The following is a 23,996-nucleotide window of genomic DNA, read 5'->3' as shown; positions in this document are numbered from 1 at the left end:
AAAAAAGCATGATTCCCGCTCGGGAGTCATGCTTTTTTGCTTAGTTTGTCGGCTGTTTTTCCGCGGAGGATATCGAACAGTTCGCTCAAATGGCTGATTTCGTGATCGGGTGTAAGGTCAGTTTCATTCTTTTTGCCTTTGCGGTTGACCCAGACGGTTTGAATGCCCGCTCTGGAAGCCCCGAGAATGTCGGTGTTCAAGTTGTCTCCGACCATCACGGCATCATCCTTTGTCATGCCGAGGAGGTTGAGGCAGTGTTCAAAAATGCTTGGATCAGGCTTTCCTTTTCCGAATTCACCGGAAATGACGATTTCATTAAAATAAGGAGCAAGTTCCGGTACGCCTGCCAACTTTTCTTTCTGCAGGCTCGGATCGCCGTTTGTCAGCAAAAGAAGCTCTACTTTTCCTTTCAGTTCATCTAAAACGGCAAATGTTTCTTCATACACGAAAGGGCTCTTTCGGCGCACTGCGGCGAAATATTCGCCGAGTTCTTCCCCGAAGGCGGGATTGTCGATGCCAAACGCCTTCAATCCGTTTGTCCATGCGTTTTTTCTGTATTCAGGAACAATTTTGTTCAGTTTTTGAAAGCCTTCGCTGATCGGCTCGCTGAAGTTTGACCACAGGCCTTCAAATGGGTTGATGCCGATCATGACGGTGTATGGATATGTTTCATAAGACGTGTAAAGCTTTCGCGCTGCTTCGCGGACCGCTGCTTCAAATTCTTCCGCATGGATTCCGTATTTTTCTTCAGCTTTAAGACACGTTTTGGAAAATGCTGTGCTGACGCTTTTTTCATCCCAGAGCAATGTATCGTCTAAATCAAAAAATACGGCTTTCATGATCTTCTCCTCTGCCATTAATTTATAGAATTCTCTTATTTATTTTACAATAGATCAAATGGATGTGAAAGAAATGAATTTAAGAATGTGATGTAATGCAGTGTCAAAGTGTGAAAGCTTCTCGAATATGATAGAATGAAACGGGTTTCTATTGTTTGGAAATGCAGGGGATTTTTAAGATGCATCTTATGTTCGTGATAACGGGCTCACATGCGGACAGAAGAAGCAGATACAGTGTAGAAATGGAAGGAATGGTTTTGTGAAAAAACGATGGATATTTTGGTGGATTTGCAACATATTTTGGATGGCCGTTTTTGTAATGGGGACGGCTCTCGTGTGGCTGAGAGATGTTGATGGCGCCGGTGTTACTCAAACGCCTGAGCTTAAATTAATAGCGTTTATCGTTTTATTGATTGCATTTATATTTCCATTCATTATTCAAGTTGTGTGGCTGATTGTTAATTTGAAAACGGGTAGCAGCAAATAAGGTAAAGGCAGCAAACAATTGCTGCCTTTTTTATTTTGTAAAGCATGCCGCGTCAAAGTGTGAATAAAAAGAGGTATGATAGAATAAGAGCAAATTCCGATACAGAAAGAAAGCAAGGGGAAGTACATGATTCAACTCATGATCATGATGCTGGAGAGAGTGGGGATCATCGTTATCCTGGGCTTTATGTTGGCCCATATGAAGGTGTTCCGTCAGCACCTCCAGCATCCGGAAGGGTATAAGGGAAAAGGGGTTCTCATCTTCATTTTTTCCCTGTTCAGCATCATCAGCAACTATACAGGCATTGAAATCCGGGAACATAAGATTTTGAACAATGATTGGATTTTTGCGATCGATCCATCAAGCTCGATTGCCAATACGAGAATTCTCGGTGTCGAAATCGGCGGTCTGATCGGAGGGCCGTTTGTCGGAGCGGGTGTCGGGCTATTGTCAGGCATTCACCGTTTTTCACTGGGAGGGACGACAGCTTTGAGCTGTGCGGTTTCTTCACTGCTGGCTGGCGTCATTGCCGGTTATATCGGCAGCTTTTTCAGGAAACGGCATCAGATGGTGACACCAAGGGTAGCCGCTCTGGCGGGTATTTGTATGGAGGGTCTGCAGATGCTGATGATTCTCGTACTTGCAAGACCGCAGGCTGAGGCTATTGCGCTCGTTCAGATGATCGGCATTCCGATGATGATTGTCAACGGGACGGGCAGCTTTATTTTTCTATCGATCATTCAGTCTATTATCCGCAAAGAGGAACAGGCGCGGGCCGTTCAGACCCATAAGGTGTTTTCGATAGCGGATCAGACGCTTCCTTTTTTCCGCCGGGGACTGAATGAGGATTCCTGCAAAAGCGCCGCTCTCATTATTCACCGGATGACGGGGACGGATGCCGTATCGATTACGGACAGAGAGAACATTCTCGCTCATGTCGGAGATGGAGCAGATCATCATATTCCTTCGAAAAATCTGATCACCGGTTTATCGAAAAAAGTCATTCAAACCGGAAAGGTCATGAAAGTGAAGTCGCGCGATGAAATCGAGTGTGCGCACCGTTCCTGTCCGCTGCAGGCGGCGATCGTACTGCCGCTCTTCTCCAACCGCGAAACAATCGGCACGCTGAAGCTGTACTTTAAGCATCCATCCGGTCTTAACCGTGTGACGGAAGAGCTCGCCGAAGGGCTTGCCATGCTTTTTTCCACTCAGCTAGAACTCGGTGAGGCTGAGCTGCAAAGCAAGCTTTTGAAAGATGCCGAAATCAAGGCGCTTCAAGCGCAGGTCAATCCGCACTTTTTATTTAATGCCATCCATACGATTTCTGCTCTGTGCAGGACAGATCCCGAAAAAACGCGGAAACTCCTCCTGCAGTTGAGCGTTTATTTTCGTTCCAATCTGCAGGGAGCCAGGCAGCTGATGATTCCGCTCTCAAAAGAGCTGAACCACCTGGAAGCCTATTTATCATTGGAGCAGGCCCGGTTCCCTGGCAAGTATCATATTGATTTTCATATCGAGGACGGTCTTGAAAGCATGGAAATTCCTCCATTTATATTGCAGCTGCTTGTTGAAAACGCGCTTCGCCATGCATTCCCGAGAAAACAAAAGGTATGCACGGTAAAAGTATGCGCTGTGAGAGAGCAGGACGGTGTTTTGATGAAGGTGTCAGACAACGGCAGGGGAATTGATCCCGAGCTGCTTGGACAGCTGGGACAGGCGCCCGCACCTTCAAAAGAAGGGAACGGGACGGCGCTTTACAATGTGAATCAGCGGCTTACCGGTTTGTTCGGGCACCAGGCTGCCCTCGAGCTTGCCAGCGAACCTGATAGAGGAACAGAGATATCCTTTAAGATTCCTTTTCAAACCGAAAGAGAGGGGAACAGAGATGCTCAAGGTATTAATCGTGGATGATGAAATGTTTGCGCGAGACGAGCTTAGATATTTATTAGAGCAGACCGAAGAAGTGGTTGCGGTCGATGAAGCTGAACATATCGAAGAAGCGTTTGACAAAATGGCGGATCACAAACCCGATATTCTTTTCTTGGACATCGATTTGTCTGGGGAGAACGGTTTCGACATTGCGAAGCGGCTGAAAAAAATGTCGGCGCCTCCGGCTGTCGTTTTTGCGACTGCTTATGATGAATATGCGCTGAAAGCATTTGAAGTGGATGCGGTCGATTATTTGACAAAGCCGTTTGATGAGGAGCGAATCAGACAGACGATTCAAAAATATAAAAGGATGCGTCCCGGCCATCAGGAGGGGCAGCAGCTTGCGGGCCGTCACAGGCTGGCTCTCAGCATTGACGAAGCGATCGTCATTCTCGATCCGGACGAAATCGTATACGCCGGGTTAGAAGACGGACACGTCACAGTGAAAACCTTTGATCAGGCATACACGGTTCACGATACATTAGTCGTTCTCGAACAAAAGCTTTCACAGACGGCGTTGATCAGGGTGCATAGAAGCTTTCTCGCAAATATGGATCATATTAAAGAAGTCAAACCCTGGTTCAATTCGACATACAACCTCCTGATGAAAGACGGCTCCACGATTCCTGTCAGCCGTACATACGCGAAAGAGCTGAAAAAACGGCTGCATATGGTGTAAAAAATGATCAGCGGCGGTGAAAGACTGAATTCGTCATTCACCGCCGTTTTTTAGCGCTGAAGCCCGGGCCGTCCCGCTTCTATGGAGAATGTGGCATAAGTTGAGACTGGGGCGCCGGGCCGTGTGATATAAGGAAGAACCTGAAAGTCGGCTTCAAGCTGCCGGGGCGTCAAGCGGCAGCGAACGTAGCCGCGCTGCGCATTGTACAGTTTGACATGCGGGTTTCCGAGCCAGATCGGCGCCAATGAATCGGTCTCGCTGCCGTCAGCGTCTGAAGATATCGAAGTTGTGATCAGCTCGGTTCCGATTGTCGCTGAACCCGCATCGTCGAAGTTCTCCTTTAAGTCGGCAGCGGCATGTCTGTGAATATCTCCTGTCAGCACAACGGGGTTTTGGATGCCGTATGCCTTGTATGCGGAAAAAAGCCTGTCGCGGCAAGCGGGAAAACCGTCCCACTGGTCTGTGCTGTACTCAACTCCGGGGCCTGTATCGCGGTCGATTTGAGCCAGGACGACTTGCTGGACTAAAAAGTTCCACACCGTGTCAGACCGGCTCAAGCCGTTAAAAAGCCAGCGCTCCTGGTCAAATCCGAGTATGGAGCGTGACGGCTCAAGCCGTTCGGCCTCATTTGCCGGAAAATTATTGCGGTACTGCCGGGTGTCCAGAACATTGAATTCAGCCAGGTTTCCATAGCGGAACCGCCTGTACATCAGCATGTCAGGCCCATTTGGAATCGATGTGCTGCGGATCGGGATATTTTCGTAGAAAGCTTGGTACGCCGCTGCGCGCTGCCGGAGAAAATCGTCCGGAGATGTGTTGTATTGGGAATGGATGCCGGCATAATTGTTTTCGACCTCATGGTCATCCATCGTCACAACCCAGGGAGCCAGCGCATGAATGGCCTGGAGGTCCGGGTCTGTCTTAAAAAGAGAATATCTGAGTCTGTATTGGCTGAGCGTGACGGTTTTTGCGTTATGGGCAGCAGATAAAGTCACATCGCGGAAAAGATTTTTAGCATTAATGGCATATTCGTAAATATAGTCTCCGAGGAAAAAAACAACGTCCGGATGGTCTTCGGCCATATGCCGGTAAGCTGTAAAATATCCGTGGTACCAAGCTTGGCACGAGGCGAGAGCGAACGACATTCCCTTGATGTCGGCGTGCGGGGAAGGCGCTGTTTTTGTACGGCCTGTCCGGCTGATTTCCCGTCCCGCTTTAAACCGGTACCAATAATAGCTTCCCGGCTTTAAGCCGTTCACTTCAACATGAACGGAGTGGGCGAGCTCAGCGAGCGCTGAGACGGTCCCGCGCTTCACCACTTTGCGGAAATGTTCATCTTCGGCTACTTCCCACTGAACAGGGACGGCTCTGCCGGGCATTCCCCCTAAACCGTCTTCGGCAAGCGGATCGGGTGCAAGCCTCGTCCAAATGACAACCCCGTCGGGATGCGGGTCACCTGAAGCCACTCCAAGCTTGAATGGATAATCTGCAAATCGGGGCGCGCCGGCGGCGATCGAAGCGTCTTCAGGCATCAGGCCGCGTCTTGCTAAAGATGCGAATTCGCCAGCCGGAACAAAGCGCCCTCCTCTTGAATGGTTCATGAGTCAGAGCCTCCTCATCAATCGTTTTCTCATTAACCACTATACGATCTGTTTTGCTCCATTAGCACATTCTGGAATTTAAATAATTGTGAAGAATGTGCAAAGCTGGAAGAATAATTTGCATTTCAGCGTCCCGTTTCTGCAATTGAAGGGCGGTATCCGGCAAGTTATTTTGAAAACGCTTTTTTGGCCGGGGCCTTTTTATATAATGAACCCAACACAGCCAAAGAGGTGAACGAAATGAAGGGGAAAAAAGAATATGGCTTTTTAACTCAGGCATTTATTTTTGCTGTTATTATGTTTGTTTCAAACGGAATCGCCGCGATTCTGCCCATCCCGATTCCTCCGTCTGTCATCGGCTTGGTGATGTTGTTTGCATTGCTGTGTGCGAACGTGCTGAAGCTGGAACAAGTCGAATCGCTTGGCACGGCGCTCACTTCGCTGATCGGTTTTTTATTCGTTCCGTCGGGTATATCAGTGATGAACTCGCTCGGTGTCATGGAGAAATACGGGCTGCCGATCGTCCTCGTGATTTTCCTGGCCACCGTCATTCTGCTTGCAGCGACAGGCTTGTTTTCACAGTTCATCCTGTCTGCAAGCAAAAAGGACCGTCAGGACAACCGGGTTGAATCAGCCAAAAAAACAGCTTCTTGAATCAATAGGAGGTTATTAACGCTATGACACCTTATTTCGGTATCGTCGTTTCACTGGCCGCATTTGGCATCGGCACTTTTTTATTTAAAAAATCAAATGGTTTTTTCTTGTTCACGCCTCTGTTTGTCGCGATGATTCTTGGGATTGCATTTTTAAAAATCGGCGGTTTTTCATATGAGGACTACAAGAGCGGCGGAGACATCATTAAGTTCTTTTTGGAGCCCGCCACGATTGCGTTCGCCATTCCTTTATACAAACAGGTGGAAAGCTTGAAAAAATATTGGCTGCAAATCCTTGGCGCCATTATTGCGGGCTCTGTCTGCTCGGTTGCTGTCGTCTATCTGATCGCAAACGCGCTCCATCTTGACGGAGCCGTCATGAAAAGCATGCTGCCTCAGGCCGCCACGACCGCGATTGCGCTTCCTTTATCAAAAGGAATCGGCGGCATTCAAGATATCACGGCCTTCGCCGTCATCTTTAACGCAGTGATCGTCTATGCGCTTGGCGCGCTTTTTTTGAAGATCTTCAAAGTGCAGCATCCGATCGCCAAAGGGTTGGCGCTCGGAACATCAGGACATGCCCTCGGCGTCGCCGTCGGAATTGAAATGGGGGAAGTCGAAGCGGCAATGGCGAGTATTGCAGTTGTCGTCGTCGGCGTCGTGACCGTGTTTGTCGTTCCGTTATGTGTCCAAATGATCGGCGGATAGAGCCGGTGAAAGAAAAATAAAAAAATAGCATTGCTATTTCAAATGTGTCCTGATATAATAGCAAATGTTGTGATAAATTTTATATCTTGACTTGCAGGATTTGTTTATGTAAGATGGATAATGAATTGAATATATATCAACAAGCAGAAGCACCCGCTTCTCACCTGATTGACACATTCTTGTAGTTGGCAGGTTAAACGTACATTTCTTATTTTTCTATGCAATGTTCGCAGTGTGGGTGTTTCGATGCCCGCACTTTTTGTTTGCCTGTGGAATGCAAAGAAACGGTCAAAATGAGTTGTGAAATCAATTCAAAGATTCTATGGAGGTGGCTCATTATTAGCAAAGATCAATTGGTTAATGAGGGTATCCGTGCGCGTGAAGTTCGTTTGATCGGACAAAATGGCGATCAGCTTGGGATCAAATCCCGCCAGGAAGCACTGGAAATTGCGGGTCGCGCAAATCTTGACCTTGTGTTGGTTGCAGCAAATGCAAAACCGCCTGTATGCCGGATCATGGACTACGGAAAGTACAGATTCGAGCAGCAGAAGAAGGAAAAGGAAGCACGCAAAAATCAAAAAATCATTAACTTAAAAGAAGTTCGGCTGAGCCCTGGTATTGAAGAACATGATTTCAATACAAAGCTTCGCAACGCCATCAAGTTCCTGGAAAAAGGGGACAAAGTGAAAGCGTCCATCCGCTTTAAAGGCCGTGCGATCACGCACAAAGAAATCGGACAGCGCGTGCTGGACCGTTTCTCAGAAGCCTGCGCGGAAGTGGCGACTGTTGAAACGAAGCCGAAAATGGACGGCCGCAGCATGTTCTTGGTGCTCGCGCCTAAAACTGAAAAGTAATTAAGGAGGAAACATCCATGCCAAAAATGAAAACTCACCGCGGATCTGCGAAACGTTTTAAAAAGACAGGTTCCGGGAAACTGAAACGTTCTCATGCATATACAAGTCACTTGTTCGCAAATAAATCTCAAAAACAAAAGCGCAAGCTTCGCAAAAGCGCAGTCGTAAGCGCCGGCGATTTCAAACGCATCAAGCAGCAGCTTGCCAACATTAAGTAATTCGGAAAAGGTATAATTAGGAGGGAAATCTAATGCCAAGAGTAAAAGGCGGAACTGTTACACGCAAACGTCGTAAAAAGGTTCTCAAATTAGCAAAAGGTTATTTTGGTTCAAAACATACATTATATAAAGTAGCTAACCAGCAGGTTATGAAATCAGGAAACTACGCTTTCCGTGACCGTCGTCAGAAAAAACGCGATTTCCGCAAACTGTGGATCACTCGTATCAATGCTGCAGCACGCATGAACGGTCTTTCTTACAGCCGTTTGATGCACGGTCTTAAGCTTTCCGGTATCGAAGTAAACCGCAAAATGCTTGCTGACCTTGCTGTAAACGATTTGAACGCATTCAATCAGCTTGCAGACGCTGCTAAAGCGCAATTGAATAAATAATTGAAAAAGGCCGGGTTCCGGCCTTTTTCTTTTGTTGTTAGAAGCTACTCGCGCGGGATGTGAAACGAAACGGTTCGTGAGACCGGCCGCCGCAAGCCCCCGACCGCGAAACAAGGAGAAATGAACAATATGACTCTCATATGGATTTACGCGATCCTCATAAACGGATACGGCTTTTTCTTAATGAAAGCAGACAAGCAAAAAGCGGTCACTGGGAAATGGAGGGTATCTGAGCGCCGCATCTGGCTCGTTGCGGCCGCTTTCGGATCCGCAGGCGTCTGGTTCGGAATGATGCGGTTCAGACATAAGACAAAACACCTTTCCTTCAGGCTTGGCATTCCTTTTTTGCTGGCCGTGCAAGCCGTTTTGACCTATTTTTATATGATGAATTAAAAAAGCAGATGAGGCTTATTGCTCTTCTGCTTTTTTGTTTCTCCACTTTTGAATGTTCGAATCCCAGTCGATTTTGCAATCGGGATAGTGGGCTTTAATGTTTTCTTCCAATTCTGCGAAGTCTTCTTCCGTGAAAGAGCTGAGCTTTTCTTCAGGCGCTTCCGTCCATACAAAAATCGTATGGATGAACAGCGGATGGTCTTTTGAAGGAATGTGTTTTTCTCCTTCGAAAAGCACGCCTTTAAATGTCAGCTTGAGATTTTTGCGTGCATTTTTCTGTTCGTCCAAAAAATAAAAGTGTTTTTTGGCCTGTGCTGATTTCAGCCTTCTGTCCGGACTCCCCAAAAATTGAACGGCCCTGTACACGACGTAAACCAAAAGCGCCAGCAAAGCCAGTCTCAATATGATGACAATCATGTTAAAACAGAACCTCCCTTGAACGTACTTTTGAGTATATCCCAATATATACGAACCAGTTCCCGCAAGGTTTCATTTTTTAACCAAAAAAGCTGTACAGAATATTGGTCGTATTGAAAAGGGATGTTTCTGTATAATAGTAAATGAGGGTTAATTAAGGAGGCTGTATAGAGATGGCAAAGCTTGATGAAACATTGACGATGCTAAAGGAATTAACAGATGCAAAAGGAATTCCTGCAAATGAAAAAGAACCCAGACAAGTCATGAAATCGTACATAGAACCGTTTGCCGACGAGGTTACGACAGACAGACTGGGAAGCTTAATCGCTAAAAAGACCGGACAGGCTGACGGACCGAAGATTATGATTGCCGGCCATCTTGATGAGGTCGGTTTTATGGTTACGCGGATCGATGACAGGGGTTATCTCCGCTTTCAGACGGTTGGAGGCTGGTGGAGCCAGGTCATGCTGGCGCAGCGTGTGACGGTCGTGACGAAGAAAGGCGACATCACCGGTATCATCGGTTCAAAACCTCCTCATGTCCTGTCTCAGGAGGCAAGAAAAAAATCGGTGGATATTAAAGATATGTTTATCGATATCGGAGCGTCGAACAGAGAGGAAGCGATGGAGTGGGGCGTTCTTCCGGGAGACCAGGTCGTTCCTTACTTTGAATTTACGGTGATGAATAATGAAAAAATGCTGCTTGCCAAAGCATGGGACAACCGTATCGGCTGCGCGATCGCGATCGATGTGCTGAAAAACCTGAAAGGAGCGGATCACCCGAATGTCGTCTACGGCGTCGGAACCGTACAGGAAGAAGTAGGACTGAGAGGCGCGAAAACCGCCGCGCATACGATCAAGCCTGATATTGCTTTCGGTGTTGACGTGGGAATCGCGGGTGATACGCCGGGTATTACGGAAAAAGAGTCGACAAGCAAAATGGGAAAAGGCCCGCAGATCATCCTTTATGACGCTTCAATGGTGTCCCATAAAGGGCTTCGCGACTTTGTCACGAATGTTGCAGATGAAGCCGGCATTCCGTATCAATTTGACGCCCTCTCAGGCGGAGGAACAGATTCGGGCTCGATCCACCTTACCGCGAACGGAGTGCCTGCTCTGTCGATCACGATCGCGACAAGGTATATCCATACGCACGCAGCCATGCTTCACCGGGATGACTATGAACATGCGGTAAAATTAATTACCGAAGTGATTAAGCGATTGGATAAAGAGACGGTTCAAAATATTACGTTTGACTGATGAAAGATGTGGCTGACAGGCTTATTTTATAAGCTGTCAGCTTTTTTTTGTAATGTCAAAGACAGCGTTTACATATATAAACATTGTTCGAAAAATTGACAAAGAAAGGGAGGCATTGTTTTTTCATTTACAAGAACAGGAGTGTGATTTGAATGAAAAATGTGTTGCGGAGAATGTCTTTGACAGGATTGATGTTCGGACTGCTGCTGGCTTTTTTGATGCCAAAATCAGGCAAGGCTGCGTTTTGGGACACAAAGGGGGGACAATTTCATCCATGACCCTTCCATCATTAAAGAGGGAAATACGTGGTATACATTTGGAACCGGGCTCGGTACAGGGCTGCGTGTCATTAAGTCAACCGACGGCAGAAACTGGAGTGCTGCCCCGAGTATTTTTCCAGCTCCATTGTCCTGGTGGAAGATGTACGTACCAAATCATGAACCGCATCAGTGGGCGCCGGATATCAGCTACTATAACGGCCGGTATTGGCTGTATTACTCTGTATCGTCTTTCGGTTCAAACACATCAGCGATAGGACTCGCATCGACAGACCGGATTTCATCCGGCCAATGGCGGGATGACGGGCTGGTCATCAGATCGACATCCGGTGATCAGTTTAATGCCATTGACCCTGATCTGGTTATTGACAAAGACGGGAATCCATGGCTCTCATTCGGTTCCTTTTGGACCGGCATCAAGCTGACAAGGCTTGATAAAAACACGATGAAGCCGGCGGGAAGTCTGTATTCGATCGCCTCAAGGCCGAATAACGGCGGAGCGGTTGAAGCGCCGAACATTACCTACAAAGACGGCTACTATTACTTATTTGTCTCGTTTGACAGCTGCTGTAAAGGGGTGAACAGCACATATAAAATAGCGTACGGCCGTTCAACGAGCATTACGGGACCCTATTATGATAAAAGCGGCAAAAATATGATGAACGGCGGAGGGACGATCCTGGATTCCGGCAATGACCGCTGGAAAGGGCCGGGACATCAGGATGTTCTGAACAACTCGATCCTTGTCAGACACGCTTATGACGCGTTGGACAATGGTGTATCGAAGCTGCTCATCAACGACTTGTACTGGGATTCCCAAGGGTGGCCGACTTATTAACAGATGACGGGCGATTTTTCCGCCCGGTTTTTTTGTTCTGAAATCTGTCAAAAAAAATAAAAAACACACTGGAAATTAAATTGACAGTTTTTTTCAAAATGATATAATGAAGTTGTTCGTACAAATATGTTTTTTAGTTTAGTTGTACGTACATATAGTCGCGATAAGTTTGAGAATAAGGTATATTCATGTTTTTTTGTAAGCGTTTTAATAGTTTGCTAATCTTTACACAGAAACCTTAAAGAAGAGGAGGAAGCTATTTGATTCAAAAAAAGACGCATGTATTTTGGTTTGTGACAGGCAGCCAGCATTTATATGGAGAAGATGCCGTACAAGAGGTGGAAGAGCATTCCAAAATGATCTGCAACGGATTAAATGACGGACATTTAAGGTTTCAAGTCAAGTACAAAGCGGTGGCCACTTCGCTGGACGGCGTCAGAAAACTGTTTGAAGAGGCGAACCGGGACGAGGAGTGCGCGGGCATCATTACCTGGATGCATACGTTTTCACCGGCGAAAATGTGGATTCCGGGCCTGTCCGAGCTGAATAAGCCGCTGCTCCATTTTCATACCCAATTTAACCGGGACATTCCGTGGGATAGAATCGACATGGATTTCATGAATATTAATCAGTCTGCACACGGCGACCGCGAATACGGCTTTATCGGAGCGAGATTGGGCATTCCGCGAAAAGTCATTGCCGGGTATTGGGAAGATAGAGACGTCAAACACTCGATCGACAAATGGATGAGCGCAGCGGTCGCATATATTGAGAGCCGTCATATCAAAGTCGCCCGATTTGGGGACAACATGCGCAATGTGGCGGTAACAGAAGGAGATAAGATTGAAGCGCAGATTCAGCTTGGCTGGTCTGTCGACGGATATGGAATCGGCGACCTCGTCACAGAGATCAATACTGTATCAGAACAAAGTCTGAACGAGCTCATCTCCGAATATGAGGAGCTTTATGAGTGGCCGGAAGGCGAAGAGGCAAGGGAATCCGTTAAAGAGCAGGCGCGGATCGAGCTTGGATTAAAGCGCTTTCTTTCGAATGGGGGCTATACGGCCTTTACGACAACCTTTGAAGACCTCCACGGTATGAAGCAGCTTCCAGGTTTGGCCGTTCAGCGCCTGATGGCCGAAGGCTACGGTTTCGGAGGAGAAGGAGATTGGAAAACGGCTGCGCTCGTCAGGATGATGAAAGTGATGGCCGGCGGAAAAGAAACGTCATTTATGGAGGATTACACGTACCATTTTGAACCGGGCAATGAAATGATTCTCGGCTCCCACATGCTTGAAGTGTGCCCGTCGATTGCCGATCACAAACCGAGAATTGAAGTCCATCCGCTGTCAATGGGTGCAAAGGACGATCCGGCGCGGCTCGTGTTCGACGGAATTGCAGGCCCTGCGGTCAATGTCTCTCTCATCGATTTGGGCGGCCGTTTCAGGCTTGTCATCAATGAAGTGGAAGCTGAGAAGGTTCCGCATGATATGCCGAATCTTCCGGTGGCGCGCGTACTTTGGAAGCCGCAGCCGTCTTTGAGAACATCGGCTGAAGCGTGGATTTTGGCTGGCGGTGCGCACCATACATGCCTTTCGTATCAGCTGACAGCCGAGCAGATGCTCGATTGGGCCGAAATGTCAGGCATTGAAGCGGTGTTGATCAATCGCGATACGACGATTTTAAATCTTCGCAATGAACTTAAATGGAGTGAAGCTGCATATCGGCTTCGCAAGTTTTAAGGGGGTGAAGGCTTATCCCTTACACAATCGGAGTTGACTTTGGAACATTGTCAGGACGCGCTGTTCTCGTCGATGTCCGGACAGGTGAGGAAATCGCGACAGCTGTCAAAGAGTACACACACGGGGTGATAGACCGGGAGCTTCCCGTCTCAAAGCGAAAACTTCCGCGGGACTGGGCGCTCCAGCATCCGGCTGATTACATTGAAGTGCTGGAGGAAACGATTCCGAGCCTTTTAAAGCAGTCGAAAGCGGATCCGAAAGAAATCATCGGCATCGGAATCGATTTCACGGCTTGCACGATTTTGCCCGTTGACGAGAACGGCACTCCTCTTTGCATGAGGGAAGAGTATGCGTCAGAACCGCACAGCTATGTCAAGCTTTGGAAGCACCATGCTGCACAGGAGCAGGCGAATCGCTTGAATCAAATCGCGGAAGAAAGAAATGAACCTTTTCTTCAAACATACGGCGGGAAAATTTCTTCCGAGTGGCTCGTTCCAAAAGTGATGCAAATCGCGGAAGAAGCGCCTGTTATTTATGATGCTGCAGCCGAGATTATGGAAGCGGCCGACTGGATCGTCTATATGCTGTGCGGAACTAGAAAGCGCAACAATTGTACAGCGGGTTATAAAGCGATTTGGAACAATAAAAGCGGCTATCCTTCTGATGATTTCTTCGCAAGCCTGCATCCGAAGCTGAAAAATATCGTTCGCGAAAAATTAACAGAGGATATTTATTCTGTAGGTGAAAAAGCGGGCGGACTGACTGAAGAAATGGCCGGGAAGACAGGGCTTCTGGCTGGTACGGCGGTCGCTGTCGCAAATGTTGATGCGCATGTGTCAGTTCCGGCGGTCGGCATCACAGAGCCGGGCAAGATGCTGATGATCATGGGAACGTCTACCTGCCATATGCTGCTCGGTGAAGATGTCAGAATGGTGCCGGGAATGTGCGGTGTTGTTGAAAACGGGATTCTCCCGGGCTATGTCGGCTATGAAGCAGGCCAATCGTGCGTCGGCGACCATTTTCATTGGCTGATTCAACACTTTGTACCAGAAGCGTATATGAAAGAAGCTGAAGCCGAAGGGATTTCCATTTTCGAACTGCTGTCTCAAAAAGCTGACCGTCTCCAAATCGGCGAAAGCGGTTTGCTTGCATTGGATTGGTGGAACGGAAACCGTTCAACACTCGTTGATGCCGATCTGACAGGCATGCTGCTCGGTATGACGCTTGCCACTAAGCCTGAAGAGATATACCGTGCATTAGTTGAAGCGACTGCTTACGGGACGAGGATCATTATTGAAACGTTTAGACAAAGCGGCGTGCCGATCGAGGAGCTGTATGCCGCAGGAGGAATCGCCGAAAAAAATCCGTTTATCATGCAGATTTACGCGGATGTCACCAACATGGAAATCAAAATTTCCGGATCTCCGCAGGCGCCGGCTTTAGGTTCCGCGATATTCGGAGCGCTCGCGGCCGGAAGCGTGAACGGCGGTTATGACCATATCGAAGAAGCAGTCGCACATATGGGCAAGATCAAGGATCAAACGTACAAACCAATTCCTGAAAACGTTGCCTTATACGATAGGCTTTATACGGAATACAAGGAGCTTTACACGTACTTCGGAAAGCAAAACAACGTGATGAAACGCCTTAAAAAATTGAAAAACATCCAGTCCATTAGTTCTGACACCGGTAAAGCGATGGCTTAAAGGGAGGAGAAAACTGTGCTGGAATCTTTGAAAGAACAAGTATTAAAAGCGAATTTGCAACTTGAAGAATACCGGCTTGTCACCTTTACATGGGGAAATGTCAGCGGTATTGACCGGGAGAATGAGCTGGTCGTCATCAAACCGAGCGGTGTCAAATACAGCGATTTGAAAGCCGAAGATTTAGTGGTTCTGAATATGGACGGCGAGATTGTAGAAGGGGATCTGAAGCCGTCTTCCGATACGCCGACACACCTCTATCTTTACCGGCAGTTTCAGTCGATCGGCGGGATCGTCCATACGCATTCTCCGTGGGCGACAAGCTGGGCGCAGTCAGGGAAGGATATTCCGTCACTCGGAACGACTCATGCCGACTATTACCACGGTGACATTCCGTGTACAAGAGAAATGAATCCCGAGGAGATCAGAGGTCAATACGAGTTGAATACAGGAAAAGTGATTGCCGAGACGTTCCGGCATCTGGACCCCCTGGCGATGCCCGGCGTTCTCGTGAACAATCACGGGCCGTTTTGCTGGGGGAAAGACGCCTTGGCGGCCGTACACAATGCTGTCGTCTTGGAAGAAGTCGCGAAGATGGCGTACCGCTCCCTGATGCTGAATCCGTCTCTTGAGCCGATTAAGAGCGCTTTGCAGGATAAGCACTATTTTCGCAAGCACGGGGCAGACGCGTATTACGGCCAATAGAGGAGGGAAGCTGTCAATGAAAGATTTGATCTCTTATGTGAAAGACACTTTGGGTGCGTGCGAATGCGGAGCCGTTCATCATCCGCTTACAGTCGAAAAAATCGCGATCGGCGGCAAAGCTGTTGAGCAAGAATTGCCCGCTTTCGTGAAATCGGCTTCCTATAAAAAAGCCGCTGTCATTTATGATGAAACGACCGGACGGATAGCCGGTAAGCGGATTGCGGCTCTTCTTGAAGAAACGGCTGAAACGGTTCAGGTTCTGCTGGAAGCTAATGAAGCGGGCGATGTGACGGCGGATGAGCAAACATTGGTGAGTGCATTGATCGGTGTACCGATTGATGCGGATGTACTAATTGCAGCCGGAGCGGGCACGATTCACGACATCGTCAGGTTTTGCGCCTATCAGCGCGGCATCCCGTTTATTTCAGTTCCTACGGCTCCGTCGGTTGACGGTTTTACTTCAGCCGGCGCACCGCTGATTTTAAAAGGAAAGAAACAGACGGTTCAAACGACAGCGCCGATCGCGCTTTTTGCCGATTTGGAGCTCTTGTGTCAAGCGCCGCAGAACATGATAGCCGCAGGTTTTGGCGATATGCTCGGCAAGGAGACGTCGCTTGCTGATTGGGAAATTTCCCGCCTGCTTGCCGATGAGCCGTATTGCCCGGCCGCCAGCCGGCTCACGAGGGAAGCGCTTGATCAATGCCTTGACCGAAAAGATGACATCGCTGCCAAGACGCGTGATGGGATTAAGAAATTGATGGAATCACTGATCCTTTCTGGTCTTGTCATGCTGGTTCTCGACCATTCAAGGCCGGCTTCCGGCGGCGAGCATCATCTTTCCCACTACCTTGAAATGAAAGCGTTGGAGAACCATAAGCGGCAAGTGCTCCACGGTGCTAAAGTCGGCTGCAGCGCCATCATGCTGACTGACATTTACCGATCTCTTATCGGTACAAGCCTGGGTGATCAACACGCTGAGCAAGCGATTCGCTCCGTTTATGAAAAGCTTCCTGACGGTAAGAAAATGGAAGAGTGGATGAGGCGTATCGGCGGGCCTGTATCTTTCAAAGAACTCGATGTTGAAGAAGAGCTGGTGAAAGAAGCGCTCGCATACGCCCATCAGCTCAGAGACCGGTATACAGGACTGAAAATCATCAATCAATACGGCCTTTTGCCGGGGCTTTTAGGCAAAGGACCAGGCGTGAAAGGGGTTAAAATGTGAAAAGGTTCCTTTCATCTATCTTTATGGTCACGGTCGCTGCATGTCTGCTTTTATCGGGGTGCAAGGCAAGTCCAGCCTCTGATCAAGCGGACGGCACCGAACTGACATTTTGGACATTCAACGGCCTTCATGAACAGTTTTATGCTGAGATGGTGAAAGAATGGAACAAAAAGTATCCCGAGCGAAAAATCAAATTAAATACAGTGGTGTATCCGTATGGACAGATGCATGACAATTTATCAATCTCGCTTTTAGCCGGGAAAGGGGTTCCAGATATTGCCGATGTTGAGCTGGGGCGCTATTCGAACTTTTTGAAGGGCTCTGACATTCCTCTTACAGATTTAACGCCGCTTGTGGAGGGCGAACGCGACAAGTTTGTTGAAGCGAGGCTGACGCTCTACAGCAAAAACGGCAAGGTTTACGGACTTGACACACATGTTGGAACAACCGTGATGTATTACAACATGGAAATGATGAATAAAGCAGGCGTTGATCCTGACGACATCAAAACATGGGAAGATTACAGGGAAGCGGGCAAAAAGGTCGTCAAAGCTCTCGGAAAGCCGATGACAACGATTGAAACGACCGATCCGAATTCATTTCTGCCGCTGGTTTCCCAGCAGGGATCCGGTTACTTTGATGAGCAGGGGCGTTTGACATTAAACAATGAGACAAATGTAAAAACGCTCGAATTTTTAAAGACTTTAATTGAGAAAGACAAAATTGCCGTCACAACGCCCGGAGGTAATCATCACAGTGAAGAATACTACGGGTTTATGAACCAAGGCGGCGCGGCGTCTGTCTTAATGCCGATCTGGTATATGGGTCGTTTTTTGGATTATATGCCTGACTTGAAAGGGAAAATCGCGATCAGACCGTTGCCGGCATGGGAAGAAGGGGGAGACCGTTCAGCGGGAATGGGCGGAACGGCCACCGTGATTCCAAAACAGGCGAAAGAGGTCGATCTGGCCAAGGATTTCTTGAAATTTGCCAAAGCATCGAAAGAAGGCAACATCAAGCTGTGGACCGTGCTCGGATTCGATCCGCTCAGATGGGATGTGTGGGACTCGGACGAATTGAAAAAACCAAATCAATATACAGAATACTTTCAAAACGGACAACACATCTTTTCCGTGCTTCTTGACATAAAGGATGAGATCAATCCGCTTTACCTTACTGAGGATTATGCGAAGACTTCTGATCTCGTCAACAGAAACGTCCTGTACGAAGCGCTCAAAACGAAGAGCAAAACACCGAAAGAAGCATTGGACAAAGCAGCAGCTGAAGTGAAAGGGCAATAGTCTTTCATTACTGTAAAGCGAGGCGATAACTTGAAGACTGTTAAAACAGATACAGTGCATTCGTTTCCGCCGGTGAGCAGAAAAAGAAAGATCAGACGATTATTATATTCAGCAAAAGCCGCACCCTACATTTTCACAGCACCTTTTGTACTCTCCTTCTGCATATTTTTTCTTTATCCGCTTATCAGCGTCGTCATCATGAGCTTTCAAAGCATTCTCCCCGGGGAAGTCCGCTTCATCGGGACGGAGAACTATCAAGCATTAAACAATCCTACATTTTATACCGCACTATTGAACACCGTAAAATACACCTTTTGGACATTGCTGATTTTAATACCTGTTCCTCTTATTCTGGCAGTCTTTTTAGATTCTAAACTCGTAAAGTTTAAAAACGTGTTCAAATCGGCTTTATTCATCCCGGCTCTGACGTCAACCATTGTGGCGGGGATTATTTTCAGGCTGATTTTTGGAGAAATGGATACATCGCTGGCGAATTCGATATTGGCTAAGTTTGGAGCTTCGCCGTACAACTGGCTGAACAACGAACATACCGGCATGTTTTTAATGGTGATGCTCGCATCCTGGAGATGGATGGGAATCAATGTCCTGTACTTTTTGGCGGGCTTGCAGAACGTTCCGAAAGAATTATATGAAGCTGCCGAAATCGACGGCGCAGGCACGTTCAAGAAGTTTTACCATATTACGCTTCCGTTTTTAAAGCCCGTCAGCGTCTACGTGCTGACGATCAGCATCATCGGCGGCTTCCGGATGTTTGAAGAAAGCTATGTGCTGTGGCAAAACAACTCTCCGGGCAACATCGGCCTGACGATGGTCGGATACATTTATCAGCAGGGGCTTGCCTACAACAACATGGGCTACGGCTCGGCGCTCGGCATCGTGCTCTTGATCATCATTTTCATCTGCAGCCTCATTTCATTAAAGCTGTCTGGATCTTTTAAAAAGGAGGGCTATTAATGCGTCCTGCCAGAGGCCTCAACATTGCGAAAGTTGCTCTGTTTCTGCTGTTTGCGATACTAAGCTTTTTGTTTGTGTTTCCGCTTTTCTGCCTTGTGCTCGGCTCGCTCAAACCATCTTCGGAATTGCTGCGCTTCGGCTTGAATTTAAAGCTGAGCCCTGAAATCCTGAGCCTTGACAATTACACATACTTGTTTAACGGAGGAAGCATTTATTTTCAATGGTTTTCGAACAGCTTGATCCTCGTGGTGATATCCACCGTGCTGACGCTCTTGTTTTCTTCAATGGTCGGATACGGGCTTGCCGTCTACGACTTTAAAGGAAAAAATCTCTTGTTTGTAGCTGTGCTCCTGATCATGATGGTGCCGATCGAAATTCTCATGCTGCCTTTATTTAAAATGACGGTTTCTCTTCATATTGTCGACACATACGCCGGTGTGATTCTGCCGTTTATCGTCTCGCCTGTCGCCGTGTTTTTCTTTAGACAGTATGCGCTCGGCCTGCCGAGAGATTTGCTTGATTCCGCGAGAATGGACGGCTGCACAGAGTTCGGCATTTACTTCAGGATCATGGCGCCCTTGATGAAGCCGGCATTTGGAGCGATGATCATTCTTCAATCCTTAAACAGCTGGAACAACTTCTTATGGCCGCTGATCGTTTTGCGATCGAAAGAAATGTTTACGCTCCCCATCGGACTGTCCGCTTTGCTCAGTCCGTACGGGAACAATTATGACATGTTGATTTCGGGTTCGGTGCTGGCGATTCTGCCCGTGATTCTCATTTTCCTGTTCTTCCAGAAGTACTTTATATCAGGTTTGACGGCGGGCGGAATTAAAGGCTGATCCACTATATATCATCTTGAAAGGAATGATTTAACATGACTGCACACAAAGCGAAGATGACGATTGACAAGGAATATAAGGTGGCAGAGGTTGATAAGCGAATTTACGGATCCTTTATCGAGCATCTCGGCAGAGCCGTTTACGAAGGCATTTATGAGCCCGATCATCCTGAAGCTGACGAATCTGGCTTTCGGAAAGACGTTATTAAATTGGTCAGTGAACTGAAGGTTCCGTTTATCAGGTATCCGGGCGGAAATTTCGTCTCGGGTTATAACTGGGAGGACGGGGTCGGTCCTGTCGAACAGCGGCCGACAAGACTTGATTTGGCGTGGGCGACAACCGAGCCGAACTTAATCGGTACGAACGAATTTATGGATTGGGCAAAGCTTGTCGGGGCAGAGGTGAATATGGCCGTCAACCTCGGAACGAGAGGAATTGATGCCGCACGCAACCTGGTAGAATATTGCAACCATCCGTCAGGATCGTACTACAGCGACTTGAGAAAATCCCACGGATATAAGGAACCGCATAAAATTAAAACATGGTGCCTCGGCAATGAAATGGACGGTCCATGGCAAATCGGCCATAAAACTGCAGCCGAATACGGAAGACTTGCCGCTGAAGCCGCGAAGGTGATGAAATGGACGGACCCGTCGATCGAGCTCGTCGCCTGCGGAAGTTCGGGAAGCGGAATGCCGACATTCATCGACTGGGAAACGACCGTGCTTGACCATACGTACGAACACGTCGAGTACATCTCGCTTCACTCGTATTACGGCAACCGTGACAATGACCTTCCAAACTATTTGGCGAGATCGCTGGATATGGATCACTTCATCAAAACGGTCATCTCAGTCTGCGACTATATGAAAGCGAAAAAGAAAAGCAAGAAAACGATTCACCTTTCATATGATGAGTGGAATGTCTGGTATCACTCGAATGAAAAAGACAAAGAAGCTGAACGCTGGGCGAAAGCACCGCACCTTCTTGAAGACATCTACAACTTTGAGGATGCGCTTCTCGTCGGCTGTATGCTGATTACGATGCTCAAGCATGCCGACCGCGTGAAAATCGCCTGTCTGGCTCAGCTTGTCAATGTCATCGCGCCGATTATGACAGACAAAGGGGGAGAAGCGTGGCGTCAGACCATTTTCTATCCGTTTATGCACGCTTCCGTCTACGGCAGAGGAACGGTATTGCAGACGGCGGTATCGTCTCCGAAGTATGATGCGAAAGACTTTACGGATGTGCCGTACCTGGAGTCTGTGTCTGTTTTCAATGAAGAAGCCGAAGAATTAACCGTTTTTGCCGTCAACCGCGCAACTGACGCCGGCCTTGAAATGGAAGCCGATATGAGAAGCTTTGAAGGGTACAGTGTCTCTGAGCACATCGTTCTGGAACACGAAGATCATAAAGCGACGAATGAAAAAGACCGCAACAACGTCGTTCCGCACAGCGGCGGAGACGCCAAAGTATGTGACGGCAGGCTGACGGCTCACCTTCCGAAACTTTCCTGGAATGTGATCAGAATGAAAAAAAGATGATCTAAAAAATCCGGCCGCTGTGCCGGTTTTTTTAGGTGTGAAAAGGTGTGCGCATTTATGTCGGAGAATACTATAAAACAGGAGGGGGGATATGATGAAGTCGTTTTTTTCGGCTGCATATTGCTTTTTGATGTACGCATTTATAGCATACCTTTGGCTTCTGTTTATCACGGCGGTCCTTGATCGGACCCGGTTTCTCAATCACTCATTTTTAGAGGCGGGCGTCATCTTGATCGGCACCATATTGTTTTTTTCGCTGTCTCACCATCTCTCAGCTTCACTTGTCAAAACAAACATCAATCGAATCGGAGGGATCGCCGCTTTCTGTCTAGTCATGGCCGTTCATTTTTTTATTGTTCCGTTATGCTGACAGAAAAAAGGCGGATATCCGATGATACCCGCCAATTACGCCTTAAAAAAGGCAGCAGATGAAGCATGTGTCTATTTTATTCTTATTATTCCTATTAGTCAACTGGGTTTTGGGTGGTTTTGAAAATTATTCCTTTGTTTTAAGGACATGTTGATAAAGATCTGCTGCACTCTCTATTGGAATGTGGCTGATCGAAAACTTCATATTTTCTTTTCCTGAGGCAACGGCCAGCTTAATTGATGCTAAGTTTTTTCTCTCTTGCATAAATGTTTGGCTCAATGATGCCCATTGAATGCGTCCGCGTTTCATAATTGCCGTTTTCCGGGATAAAATTCCGTATTGCAAAGTTAAAAAACGGCTGCTTTGATTCCAGCCAATCATCCGATACCCTATCCACCCCAGGCTGAATAATCCGAGCGGCAGAACTGCAGCCAGATTGTGATAGTCGGAAGGTACAAACAGCCATATCGGTATGGCAAAAAGACAGCCGGCTATAAATGGCATAACCATATAGTGAATTTTCGCTTCCTTTGTGAGCGTGTGCAGATGGCCTCCTTTGCGGTAACCGGTAAACGGTTCAAGCATGGATTCGGCCTTTTCTTTTTTAACAAAAGGAAGTAGGGTGACGGTTTTACTGCTTTGCTCATTTGAACGATTGCGAATCACAACAGCTTTGATTTCTGCATACCCCAAGAATCGGTGAATCGGACGCTCAATGATGAGAATGGCCTGTATCCGGTCTTGTCCGATCGTTCGTTTTTTCTTTTCAAACAGGCCCTGCTCAATCTCAATTTCTCCTTTGCTATTTTTCCTTAATGTGAATTGAAAATCACTTGCAAATGTGAGTAATAGCGAAAGCGCGAATGATAGAATAGCCATCAAGACCACCGTGATCATGATCCAGTTGGGGCCGAACCAGCCAGATAAGGAGGTGAACAAAGTGTCCCTGTCTCCTTCTTTCGATATATCCATATATTTTAGCAATCCCAGTAATAACAGCGTAAACACAATTCCGACTTTAGGCGATAGCAGGCTGTGTAAAATGAGGTTACTTTTAGATAATTGAAACATGGAGTCTTCAGCATGTTCGCTCGGCCTGTCTTTTGTTTCTGCTTTTAAAGCCGTCCGAATGCGCTGTTCTTCTTCTTTTGAAATGCAGCTGAGTGTGATGCCGGATTCTTCTCCTCCGGCAAGTTCAATTGTCAAAGTCCGGGTGGAAAATAAATGATCATATACACGAATCGCAGAATCAATTGATTGTATACGATCCGGCTGCACCCATCTTTTCTTGACGACAAGCAAACCGGATTCAACATATATCGCTTTCTCATGTATTTGGTAGGTAAATGACCGCCATTTTAATACACCAATCACGAAAAACGACATGATAAGGCATGAGCCTAAAGTGATATTGATGAGGAAAGCGGGAATGTCACCGCCCAGTTTATGAATACATAATACGAGCAGTGGAAATAACCAAATAAAGGAAAAGGATTCTTTGATCGCTGTAGCGATAAAGTAAAGGACGGAAACCGGATGGAGACGATGTTTGATCAATGTGTCAGACTTGTTCATCGCTTAACCTCGCATAGGCTTCAATTTCTTTGCGGATCGAATCGGCTGTTCCTTCGGCCAATCCCAGAATGTCGTGGCTGCCGGCTGCCGTTGATAAAGTCACTGTATATAAATTGTACTTTTTTAAAATAGGACCTTGTTTTGCTTCGACATGCTGGACTTTCCCCATAGGAATTAATACTTTTCGTCTGAAAATGATCCCTTTATGGATTTGAATACTTACTTCACTTAGGCGGTATCGCCACAAGTGATATTTCCACTTCGGCAAAAGATAAAGTTCAAACGGTACCGAGGCAACAGCTAAACATAATGTGACAGCCAATATCCATTTTGGCCAGCCGAATGTGATAGTAAAGTATAGCAATGCCAGAATCATGGATGCATACACACATAAAGTGATCACACCTTCAAGCTTCCGTACGGCAACAATTTTCCCGTCCAATTTTTTAAATTCACCAGTGTTCACGATAGC

24 protein-coding genes, 1 pseudogene and 1 other annotated feature are annotated in these 23,996 nt (G+C 47.3%); of the genes and pseudogenes, 20 read left to right on the top strand and 5 right to left on the bottom strand.

Annotation, left to right across the window (positions count from 1 at the left end):
- Positions 1 to 26 precede the first annotated feature (26 nt).
- Complete coding sequence (locus MKZ04_RS10620) at positions 27 to 839, bottom strand: HAD family hydrolase (protein ID WP_096748269.1); 813 nt, start codon at positions 837 to 839, stop codon at positions 27 to 29.
- A gap of 259 nt (positions 840 to 1,098) precedes the next feature.
- Here MKZ04_RS10620 and MKZ04_RS10615 point away from each other — a divergent pair, with 259 nt between their 5' ends.
- The 3 genes from MKZ04_RS10615 (at position 1,099) to MKZ04_RS10605 (ending at position 3,934) form a co-directional block, all read left to right on the top strand.
- Complete coding sequence (locus MKZ04_RS10615) at positions 1,099 to 1,326, top strand: DUF3923 family protein (protein WP_020452536.1); 228 nt, start codon at positions 1,099 to 1,101, stop codon at positions 1,324 to 1,326.
- Positions 1,327 to 1,452: 126 nt separating this feature from the next.
- A complete protein-coding gene (locus tag MKZ04_RS10610; protein ID WP_026579091.1) occupies positions 1,453 to 3,237 on the top strand; it encodes a sensor histidine kinase in 1,785 nt (594 codons plus the stop codon).
- A complete protein-coding gene (locus tag MKZ04_RS10605; protein WP_020452534.1) occupies positions 3,212 to 3,934 on the top strand; it encodes a LytR/AlgR family response regulator transcription factor in 723 nt (240 codons plus the stop codon). The genes MKZ04_RS10610 and MKZ04_RS10605 overlap by 26 nt, the downstream gene beginning before the upstream one ends.
- A 50-nt stretch (positions 3,935 to 3,984) precedes the next feature.
- Here MKZ04_RS10605 and MKZ04_RS10600 read toward each other — a convergent pair whose 3' ends face one another.
- Positions 3,985 to 5,535, bottom strand: coding sequence for an alkaline phosphatase D family protein (locus MKZ04_RS10600; protein WP_026579093.1), 1,551 nt, complete (start codon positions 5,533 to 5,535; stop codon positions 3,985 to 3,987).
- Positions 5,536 to 5,775: 240 nt separating this feature from the next.
- On the opposite strand from MKZ04_RS10600, the gene lrgA reads away from it, so the two are divergent.
- From lrgA to MKZ04_RS10570, 6 genes are all read left to right on the top strand, one after another.
- Entirely contained in the window at positions 5,776 to 6,189 is a 414-nt protein-coding gene (lrgA, locus tag MKZ04_RS10595) for an antiholin-like murein hydrolase modulator LrgA (protein WP_075212767.1), read from the top strand.
- A gap of 23 nt (positions 6,190 to 6,212) precedes the next feature.
- Complete coding sequence (lrgB, locus tag MKZ04_RS10590) at positions 6,213 to 6,896, top strand: antiholin-like protein LrgB (protein WP_075212766.1); 684 nt, start codon at positions 6,213 to 6,215, stop codon at positions 6,894 to 6,896.
- Positions 6,897 to 7,031: 135 nt separating this feature from the next.
- Positions 7,032 to 7,164, top strand: a sequence feature (ribosomal protein L20 leader region).
- 67 nt (positions 7,165 to 7,231) lie between these two features.
- A complete protein-coding gene (gene infC / locus MKZ04_RS10585) occupies positions 7,232 to 7,750 on the top strand; it encodes a translation initiation factor IF-3 (protein ID WP_116523372.1) in 519 nt (172 codons plus the stop codon).
- A 17-nt stretch (positions 7,751 to 7,767) separates the two neighbouring features.
- A complete protein-coding gene (gene rpmI, locus MKZ04_RS10580; protein WP_003184267.1) occupies positions 7,768 to 7,968 on the top strand; it encodes a 50S ribosomal protein L35 in 201 nt (66 codons plus the stop codon).
- 32 nt (positions 7,969 to 8,000) lie between these two features.
- On the top strand, positions 8,001 to 8,360 hold the full coding sequence (rplT, locus tag MKZ04_RS10575; RefSeq protein WP_003184266.1) for a 50S ribosomal protein L20: 360 nt from the start codon (positions 8,001 to 8,003) through the stop codon (positions 8,358 to 8,360).
- A gap of 129 nt (positions 8,361 to 8,489) precedes the next feature.
- Positions 8,490 to 8,753: a DUF1294 domain-containing protein gene (locus MKZ04_RS10570; RefSeq protein WP_020452529.1), complete on the top strand. Its 264-nt coding sequence runs from the start codon at positions 8,490 to 8,492 to the stop codon at positions 8,751 to 8,753.
- A 15-nt stretch (positions 8,754 to 8,768) separates the two neighbouring features.
- Here MKZ04_RS10570 and MKZ04_RS10565 read toward each other — a convergent pair whose 3' ends face one another.
- Positions 8,769 to 9,170: a hypothetical protein gene (locus tag MKZ04_RS10565; protein WP_023855473.1), complete on the bottom strand. Its 402-nt coding sequence runs from the start codon at positions 9,168 to 9,170 to the stop codon at positions 8,769 to 8,771.
- Between the two features lie 173 nt (positions 9,171 to 9,343).
- Here MKZ04_RS10565 and MKZ04_RS10560 point away from each other — a divergent pair, with 173 nt between their 5' ends.
- From MKZ04_RS10560 to MKZ04_RS10510, 11 genes and pseudogenes are all read left to right on the top strand, one after another.
- Positions 9,344 to 10,429, top strand: a complete 1,086-nt coding sequence (locus MKZ04_RS10560) for a M42 family metallopeptidase (protein ID WP_020452527.1) — start codon at positions 9,344 to 9,346, stop codon at positions 10,427 to 10,429.
- Positions 10,430 to 10,581: 152 nt separating this feature from the next.
- Positions 10,582 to 11,545 (top strand): annotated as a pseudogene (locus MKZ04_RS10555) (glycoside hydrolase family 43 protein).
- A gap of 260 nt (positions 11,546 to 11,805) precedes the next feature.
- Positions 11,806 to 13,287: an L-arabinose isomerase gene (gene araA / locus MKZ04_RS10550; RefSeq protein WP_023855471.1), complete on the top strand. Its 1,482-nt coding sequence runs from the start codon at positions 11,806 to 11,808 to the stop codon at positions 13,285 to 13,287.
- 14 nt (positions 13,288 to 13,301) lie between these two features.
- On the top strand, positions 13,302 to 14,993 hold the full coding sequence (araB, locus tag MKZ04_RS10545; protein WP_023855470.1) for a ribulokinase: 1,692 nt from the start codon (positions 13,302 to 13,304) through the stop codon (positions 14,991 to 14,993).
- A 15-nt stretch (positions 14,994 to 15,008) separates the two neighbouring features.
- Positions 15,009 to 15,695, top strand: coding sequence for an L-ribulose-5-phosphate 4-epimerase (gene araD, locus MKZ04_RS10540; protein ID WP_020452523.1), 687 nt, complete (start codon positions 15,009 to 15,011; stop codon positions 15,693 to 15,695).
- A gap of 16 nt (positions 15,696 to 15,711) precedes the next feature.
- Positions 15,712 to 16,917: a sn-glycerol-1-phosphate dehydrogenase gene (locus MKZ04_RS10535; protein ID WP_035338200.1), complete on the top strand. Its 1,206-nt coding sequence runs from the start codon at positions 15,712 to 15,714 to the stop codon at positions 16,915 to 16,917.
- A 23-nt stretch (positions 16,918 to 16,940) separates the two neighbouring features.
- On the top strand, positions 16,941 to 18,218 hold the full coding sequence (locus tag MKZ04_RS10530) for an ABC transporter substrate-binding protein (RefSeq protein ID WP_341047124.1): 1,278 nt from the start codon (positions 16,941 to 16,943) through the stop codon (positions 18,216 to 18,218).
- A 30-nt stretch (positions 18,219 to 18,248) separates the two neighbouring features.
- Entirely contained in the window at positions 18,249 to 19,193 is a 945-nt protein-coding gene (locus tag MKZ04_RS10525) for a carbohydrate ABC transporter permease (RefSeq protein WP_023855466.1), read from the top strand.
- Positions 19,193 to 20,035 (top strand): carbohydrate ABC transporter permease, encoded by an 843-nt coding sequence (locus tag MKZ04_RS10520; RefSeq protein ID WP_020452519.1) that lies wholly within the window; start codon positions 19,193 to 19,195, stop codon positions 20,033 to 20,035. The genes MKZ04_RS10525 and MKZ04_RS10520 overlap by 1 nt, the downstream gene beginning before the upstream one ends.
- A 35-nt stretch (positions 20,036 to 20,070) precedes the next feature.
- Positions 20,071 to 21,579 (top strand): arabinosylfuranosidase ArfA, encoded by a 1,509-nt coding sequence (gene arfA, locus MKZ04_RS10515; RefSeq protein ID WP_105980089.1) that lies wholly within the window; start codon positions 20,071 to 20,073, stop codon positions 21,577 to 21,579.
- 94 nt (positions 21,580 to 21,673) lie between these two features.
- Positions 21,674 to 21,949, top strand: a complete 276-nt coding sequence (locus MKZ04_RS10510; RefSeq protein WP_031304793.1) for a hypothetical protein — start codon at positions 21,674 to 21,676, stop codon at positions 21,947 to 21,949.
- Positions 21,950 to 22,075: 126 nt separating this feature from the next.
- Here the strand turns inward: MKZ04_RS10510 and MKZ04_RS10505 are convergent, their stop codons facing one another.
- Both MKZ04_RS10505 and MKZ04_RS10500 read right to left on the bottom strand, forming a co-directional pair.
- Positions 22,076 to 23,524: a PH domain-containing protein gene (locus MKZ04_RS10505; protein ID WP_106070646.1), complete on the bottom strand. Its 1,449-nt coding sequence runs from the start codon at positions 23,522 to 23,524 to the stop codon at positions 22,076 to 22,078.
- Entirely contained in the window at positions 23,511 to 23,990 is a 480-nt protein-coding gene (locus MKZ04_RS10500; RefSeq protein ID WP_020452515.1) for a PH domain-containing protein, read from the bottom strand. The genes MKZ04_RS10505 and MKZ04_RS10500 overlap by 14 nt, the downstream gene beginning before the upstream one ends.
- Positions 23,991 to 23,996: the final 6 nt, after the last annotated feature.

It is taken from the genome of Bacillus sp. FSL W7-1354 (assembly GCF_038002405.1).
In the GTDB taxonomy this organism is placed as follows: Bacteria; Bacillota; Bacilli; order Bacillales; family Bacillaceae; genus Bacillus; species Bacillus paralicheniformis.
Note: the sequence above shows the minus strand (reverse complement) of the source record. Positions and strands in the feature narration are given on the sequence as shown.

Coding starts and splice junctions, on each gene's coding strand:
- MKZ04_RS10620 (WP_096748269.1), bottom strand. CDS start 839: ATGAAAGCCGTATTTTTTGATTTAGACGATACATTGCTCTGGGATGAA.
- MKZ04_RS10610 (WP_026579091.1), top strand. CDS start 1,453: ATGATTCAACTCATGATCATGATGCTGGAGAGAGTGGGGATCATCGTT.
- MKZ04_RS10605 (WP_020452534.1), top strand. CDS start 3,212: ATGCTCAAGGTATTAATCGTGGATGATGAAATGTTTGCGCGAGACGAG.
- MKZ04_RS10600 (WP_026579093.1), bottom strand. CDS start 5,535: ATGAACCATTCAAGAGGAGGGCGCTTTGTTCCGGCTGGCGAATTCGCA.
- lrgA (WP_075212767.1), top strand. CDS start 5,776: ATGAAGGGGAAAAAAGAATATGGCTTTTTAACTCAGGCATTTATTTTT.
- lrgB (WP_075212766.1), top strand. CDS start 6,213: ATGACACCTTATTTCGGTATCGTCGTTTCACTGGCCGCATTTGGCATC.
- rpmI (WP_003184267.1), top strand. CDS start 7,768: ATGCCAAAAATGAAAACTCACCGCGGATCTGCGAAACGTTTTAAAAAG.
- rplT (WP_003184266.1), top strand. CDS start 8,001: ATGCCAAGAGTAAAAGGCGGAACTGTTACACGCAAACGTCGTAAAAAG.
- MKZ04_RS10570 (WP_020452529.1), top strand. CDS start 8,490: ATGACTCTCATATGGATTTACGCGATCCTCATAAACGGATACGGCTTT.
- MKZ04_RS10565 (WP_023855473.1), bottom strand. CDS start 9,170: ATGATTGTCATCATATTGAGACTGGCTTTGCTGGCGCTTTTGGTTTAC.
- MKZ04_RS10560 (WP_020452527.1), top strand. CDS start 9,344: ATGGCAAAGCTTGATGAAACATTGACGATGCTAAAGGAATTAACAGAT.
- MKZ04_RS10535 (WP_035338200.1), top strand. CDS start 15,712: ATGAAAGATTTGATCTCTTATGTGAAAGACACTTTGGGTGCGTGCGAA.
- MKZ04_RS10530 (WP_341047124.1), top strand. CDS start 16,941: ATGGTCACGGTCGCTGCATGTCTGCTTTTATCGGGGTGCAAGGCAAGT.
- MKZ04_RS10520 (WP_020452519.1), top strand. CDS start 19,193: ATGCGTCCTGCCAGAGGCCTCAACATTGCGAAAGTTGCTCTGTTTCTG.
- arfA (WP_105980089.1), top strand. CDS start 20,071: ATGACTGCACACAAAGCGAAGATGACGATTGACAAGGAATATAAGGTG.
- MKZ04_RS10510 (WP_031304793.1), top strand. CDS start 21,674: ATGAAGTCGTTTTTTTCGGCTGCATATTGCTTTTTGATGTACGCATTT.
- MKZ04_RS10505 (WP_106070646.1), bottom strand. CDS start 23,524: ATGAACAAGTCTGACACATTGATCAAACATCGTCTCCATCCGGTTTCC.